The sequence below is a fragment of the Bradyrhizobium sp. Ken51 genome, assembly GCF_055807435.1.
This window is the reverse complement of sequence record NZ_JBVVPB010000080.1, coordinates 1-5,969: the sequence shown is the minus strand read 5'-3', so window position 1 is coordinate 5,969 and position 5,969 is coordinate 1. Positions and strand designations below refer to the sequence as shown.

General features: G+C 56.4%; 7 protein-coding genes. All 7 read right to left on the bottom strand.

Features of this window, described 5'->3' with window-relative positions:
• Positions 1–588 precede the first annotated feature (588 nt).
• On the bottom strand, positions 589–837 hold the full coding sequence (locus AC0L27_RS40575; RefSeq protein ID WP_473323648.1) for a hypothetical protein: 249 nt from the start codon (positions 835–837) through the stop codon (positions 589–591).
• Positions 838–1,005: 168 nt separating this feature from the next.
• Positions 1,006–2,046: a hypothetical protein gene (locus AC0L27_RS40570; protein WP_473323646.1), complete on the bottom strand. Its 1,041-nt coding sequence runs from the start codon at positions 2,044–2,046 to the stop codon at positions 1,006–1,008.
• Entirely contained in the window at positions 2,046–2,762 is a 717-nt protein-coding gene (locus tag AC0L27_RS40565; RefSeq protein ID WP_473323645.1) for a hypothetical protein, read from the bottom strand. The genes AC0L27_RS40570 and AC0L27_RS40565 overlap by 1 nt, the downstream gene beginning before the upstream one ends.
• A complete protein-coding gene (locus tag AC0L27_RS40560; RefSeq protein ID WP_473323643.1) occupies positions 2,763–3,113 on the bottom strand; it encodes a GtrA family protein in 351 nt (116 codons plus the stop codon).
• A 246-nt stretch (positions 3,114–3,359) separates the two neighbouring features.
• Positions 3,360–3,578, bottom strand: a complete 219-nt coding sequence (locus tag AC0L27_RS40555; protein ID WP_473323650.1) for a helix-turn-helix domain-containing protein — start codon at positions 3,576–3,578, stop codon at positions 3,360–3,362.
• A gap of 7 nt (positions 3,579–3,585) precedes the next feature.
• On the bottom strand, positions 3,586–4,044 hold the full coding sequence (locus AC0L27_RS40550) for a Crp/Fnr family transcriptional regulator (protein ID WP_473323641.1): 459 nt from the start codon (positions 4,042–4,044) through the stop codon (positions 3,586–3,588).
• Between the two features lie 584 nt (positions 4,045–4,628).
• Positions 4,629–5,063, bottom strand: a complete 435-nt coding sequence (locus AC0L27_RS40545; protein ID WP_473323639.1) for a hypothetical protein — start codon at positions 5,061–5,063, stop codon at positions 4,629–4,631.
• Positions 5,064–5,969 lie beyond the last annotated feature (906 nt).

The following is a 5,969-nucleotide window of genomic DNA, read 5'->3' as shown; positions in this document are numbered from 1 at the left end:
TAGGTGTGTTGCTGATGACGCTGGGGGGCTTTTCGATGTTAAGCTCGAGCCGGACGCTTCGGCAGACGGTGAGATTACGCCAGTGAGATAGCTCATGCGCTAAGGCATGTACGCGCGCCGCCGCGCGATCGATGAATTCCACCAGTTGGTATAGCCGAACTGCCACACGTACAAAGGCTCCGCGCACCCACACTTAGTTTGCCGCCGCCCTTAGACGGACATTCGATTACAATGACGTCCCGTTCGGATCGGATTGCGTAATGTGGTACAAAGCATTCGTAGTGGACAGCAGCCGGCAAGTGATCTGCGTGGCAAAGCTCGACTGCATTGACGAGCAGGCGGCGAGGCGTCGAGCCAAGCAAATGCATGGCGAGCACAACGTTGAGCTTTGGGAAGGCGATCGATTTGCTGCTGTGTTCCGAGGTGCAACGACGAACGAAAATCGGGGTGAGCGCGTGATCCTGAATAGACGGCCCGTCTCGCGGCCGAGTTGACGTTCGAACATTGTGAGTCACGCCGGCCAGGCAGGTTGCCGACATGGAGCAGGGCCACAGTCGCCGAAGCTCGCTACTGCGCGCGATGAAGGCGCTAGCCTTCCTCCAAATAATGGCAGATGCGAGGATGGCCGGCAATCCGCGCATGGAAGCCAGCAGCACTGTTTGCGCCTGCCGAAAAGCTCCATCGCAGTTGGTACTTCAGCCCATGTGCGAGAAGGCTCGACTGAATGGAAGGCAGCGTGTCGACCGTTCCTGCGAGCGCCGGAAGGGGCAAGGTCTTGCGAACTCGATCACAGGCCAGTTCTTTTTCCTGCTTTTCTTCTGGAAGGATGCTTCGCAAATTCGGTGGCGTCAGTCATGACGCTCGAAACGTATGAGCGCCAACGAGCGAACGACTGCGCAGCAGAGGATCCGTGGCTGGACCACACCAGCGGAATGACGATAACAGCGATGATTAATGCGAGGCGGAGCAGAAGCGGCAAGGCCCCCTTGTAAGCGCAAGAGCATCCTACGGCAGTGAAGTGGAAATTGGAATTCTGCAAGCTCCCACGCCGCGCTCGAAAACAACCATGAGCCAGACGCGGTTTACTTGGTGGTCTAGGCCGGCTTGTCGGGAGATAGGAACGTCGAAGCCGCGAAACGAGGCCGGTGTCTGGACGACGCGGACGACGTCCGGTCGATCCGCATAGGGACGCGTGAAACCGAGAAGCCGATTGTCATCGTCGAAAGCCAGGAGCCATTCAGGAGCGCGCCGGGAACCGGCTTGTGCGACCCATCCCAGAGCACGCCAGCCGTATTCGTCAAGCCGTTCAATCCGATCGACATTGAAATGGATGCATGGTGCGATATGTTGGGTCATTGCAGATCGGATCAAGTCCGCTTTCGGCATTCGCAGACCGAAATGCTCCGCAAACATGGAAAGCCGATGCTCCCTCAAAAACGCGAGCGCCGGACGAATCATCTCCGGGTTTGGGAACAGTGTGCGCAAAATAACATCAGGTTCGACGCCGGAGGCTAGGAAATAGGCCGCCTGCTGAACCGTAGAATGGCGCGAGCGAAGGCCCGCGAGGACGCCGGGTTGGATACCGGACCATATCGCAACAAGCGCCGCGACAACAATCGGCGCAAGTGTTCGTAGCTTGTGGGGGCCGTGAGATGAGTATTTGAGTGATAAATATCGGGCAATCGCCCCAAACGTCGCCATCACCAGCACGAGCATATGAGTTGCATATCGGGACTGCAAAGCTGCATCAGGCCCCAAGGCAACACGAGCCCACGCCGTCACCGGGACTGTCGCAAGCAGGAAAACGCAGAGACCCAACAATAGCGCGATGTAACGATCAATCTGCTCTCCCCGGACAACCGGAAGCAGCGCGGCAACAACAAAGGTCATCACGATAACTATCAAGACCATGCCCCCGACAGTCGCTGCGTTGCTCGTGGACAGCGGGCCGGCCGGCATTTTCAGACAAAACTCGATGAGGTTGCCCGCTGTTCTTAGCGATTGGTCACCGATGACGTTGGTATGTCCCTCGATGCCCTGTCGCACTATCCAGAGAAAAGGTGCCGCAACAACGGCCCACGCGCCGACAGTGGAAAGCCAGACTCGCAGCGGTTGCTGCGCGCAATCAAGACGAATATCATGCCGGCAAAGATCAAAACGCCGTTTCCAAGCGAATAGATGGTAAAAAACAGCGAAAGCAGAAGGCCAAGAAAGTTGGCTGGCCCTTGATTGCTCTTTTCGTCCGTCGATCGGGCGAGAAACCAGAGTGAAAGAATGGCGCCGATAATGACAAGTGAGAAGTGCGGCTGAAATGCCCAGATCAGATTTTCCCATTGTGCAAGTGACCAGCCCGACAAAATGAACGTCGATATGGCTGTCCATCTCCGTACGTCTTTCCGATCCGGAAATGTGACGAACGCCAGCATGACTGCAATGCACACGTTGAAAAACAGGATCGACAAAATCAAAAAAAGATTGGTAGCCCGAAACAAACCGAAACTGGCAAGAAAGAGCAGCTTCGATGTTGCGATAATGTGCTCATTATTGATACCGAATATGTAGCCAATCGACCATATCCGATTGGGATCGGATGCAAGCGTGGCGGAGAATTCCCGCTGATCCCAGAATGGTGGATCCATGTAGGAATTCAGCACCACGATCAGGAAAAACACTGAGACGATCGCGGCAATTGCTGTTACCGAATAAGATACAATAGTGGTGCTGTTTGCCTTGACGAATGCGGTCGGGTATTTTTCCTTCATTCAGATCAACCCCTCCCGGAACGTATAGTATTTGTGCGCGACATAGCTGGTGAATACTGGCATGAGGACGCCGATGAAATGGGCGATCGTCTTCGGGTGCCAATGAAAGCCTACCGTGGGGAAAACCCAACGTGCCAGGCCGACACTGACGATCCAGACCTGAACCAGCGAAATCGTATTGACGAACGCAAATCGCGCATACTGACCAACAGCTCCGCCCTTTGATTCAAAAACGAACGCACGATTGAGGATGAAGGCCGTGGTCAACGCGATCACGAACGCCAGAACGATCGCGACCTCATAACTGATTGCCGTTACTTGTGCGGGATTGTGGTGGATATCTCGAAACACTCAGCCTAATCGATGGAATTGAAACTGACTCTTTCTTCTGCTTGTGGCTCATCAGCGAAGTAGCGGCGGCGTTCCACGAGGTCCGCTCACGAGGCATGGCGGACCAGATTTGCTCACGTTGAGTTCTTCGCATTGTGACCCTTCTGCGACATGGGCAGCTGGAATCGCTGTGATGCAAAACTAGGCTTCCTTTAGGGAATTATTCGCCCTTCAATCCGGCATAGCCAATGAGATCGGTCGGGCCACTTATGAGAAGATCTTCTCGAGTTCAAGACGCATGGTGCCGTGGCATTCGCAAGCCGCGACCGCGAGCCGCGACCGATCGATCCCGATTTGACCTCGTCGATGAGATTTGATCGCACCGGATGCGCGCAGATCGCGCATCAAGACCGTCACCGTCGTTCGTCGCACACCAATCATTTGCGATAGGGCCTCCTGTGTGAGCGGAAGGAAGTCGTGGTCGATGCGGTCGCTAAAATGGAGTAACCAGCGGGCCCATGCGAGCTTTGACCGGATGCAATGCGTTGCAAGCCATACCGAGCTGAAATTTCATCAGCAAGGTCCTGGCGTGGATCTGGACCGCGTGCCGGATCGCTGGGCTTCGGTTGAAAACGGCGTGAAACCGCGGCGCGGGGATTCGCGACGCGGTACCCGCCGAGCGAACGATTGCGGTGATCCCCGAAGGCGACGGCCCTAGCACGGAAAGCATGCCAATTGCGCCCTCGCGCCCGACCACGCCGCTGGAAACCGTCTGCCCGTCCGCCATGTCGACCATCAGCGAGATGGCGCCGGCATCCGGAAAGAAGACATTCTCAATCTGGTCACCCGATCGCGAGAGGACGGCATCCTGATCAAGCGCAACCCTCTGTAGATCGGGCGCCAGCATATCAAAATCCGCTGGCGGCAGTGTTGCCAGAAGACGGTTATGCATTCCGCCGAGCCGCGGTGAGGCGTCCTCCGTCCACTTCATTCCGGGCGGCGAGGAACGATGGCTCTAAATTATGTTTAGATCCGCCTTCACTACTCACATTGAGATCAGATATTCCAGCTGCGCATCGGCTCAAAGCCCGAGTCCTCGTAGACACGAATGGATCACCTTTGGGGAATTGTCCGCGACATGAGCGCGGCGAGTAAGGGAAGAGAGTGTCAGTATCGATGCAGTTGCGGCGCCAAAGTATCGAGGCTGCAAAAGGTGCTCTTCTCCACCCGCGCTCCGTAGCACTGATCTGCAGTTCTACCCATATCGAATATGAGGATCAGACTCCCCTCAGTGCATTCCGCGAGTCATAAAATTGTCATGCTTGCGCTAACGCATTCGTCGATGGGAACTCTCGGGTGGTAAATATTGCTTCCGGGCACGATGGACCGGGTGCCTGTGCTCGAAGAGCATGTCGATCGCTAAGAGGTAATGGACTTTGCTGGTTTCCGGTTGTGGCCCAAATGCGAAGTGCACGATCTCCGCTAGTTAGGTCGCTGTCGGGGGAAAAGCAGACGTCGCACACATCCGCGGCGATCTTACTGCGCTAGAAATCCGAATGCGACAACCAGCGCCACCATGCTCGCGAAAATCAGCAGTGCCGTGAGGGATTTTCGGGTCATTGGCCTCGTCGACTGGCGCGCAGCCGATTGACCGGGTTGAGGTCCAGGCGGTCTCTGGGACCGCACGAGTTTGCTCTCTGTCGTAGGCGTCCGAGCCTTTAGTTCCGGCGCAGCGCCTACGCCTCCCATCTCGCTGTAATAAGCGCTGTAGATCTCGCGAACGGCTAGAGCCGTGGACTCGGCCTCGCTCATTGTCTCGAGCCGAGTTTGATAATTTGTCAGAAACCTTTGGGCGCTGGACGGCAGGTCATCGAAACCACCCAGCTTGGCCATCATGAGCCAGGTGGCAAAATCGGCCTCAGCCTTCGTGCGCGCTCTCTTGGCGATACCGGCGGTGGAGCTAGAGGACATGGTGCTCCGATTGGTTTGAACCCGGCCGCGAAGCTGTCCATCGACACCATCCGCCCGGCGGGCGCAGGCAATTGGCAATCCAGTCACAGTACCGGGAGAGTTCAAACGCGAACCTTACCAACTAGTCGGCTCCTGGCGAGGTTGAATGGGCGGTAGTTATCATAACTCGTGGTCCGCGGATATCCATCCTCCAAACTCTGGGCGCTAAACCCTCGCGAAGACGTTCATTCTTCGCAAACCTTGGACAACTCTAGGAATAAGCTACGGCAAGGAACTACGGCAATCGGCCAGATCGCGATCGTGATGCCTCTATGGGCATCCGCCTGCAAGGATTTGAACGTCTTTTATCCTGCTGGGCTCTCGCGACTTCGACAGGCATAGTGTCCTTTGGCACGCCTCGCGCCGCTCAACTGCGAATACTTTCTGCACACGCGGGCTTCATTGGTAGCTTAATCTTCCTTGCAGTCGCTCTTCGTCGCATCGTGCTCGGAAGGTCGATTCCCCGCGGGTTTAAGAGAGCTGCCAGCCTGCAAGCAGGATGCAAGTGAAAGCAAGATTTCAGGCCTCGCTCGGCGTCACCGATCTCGCAATTTCGCCGACGTGAACGCGCGCGGGAGCAGTTGGACTCATGCGGCCAACTGGCTCAGGGCATGGCATGTAAAGACGTAGCCCTGCGGAGAAAGGGCATGCTGTGACATACCGGCCGGCACGATCAAGACCTACAAGGCCGGCACGTAGGGCAGGGGCACCGGCTAATCGTTGAAGCACGGTCCCGGCATTGCAGAGCTTGGGAACTAGTTAGACGGGCAGCCGAAGCCAAAGGTCGCTGCTGGACAGCTTACCGGCCGGCGTGGCTATCTCCAAATCGACGACGCGAAATGAGCCGGGCTGATCATCATACAGGTA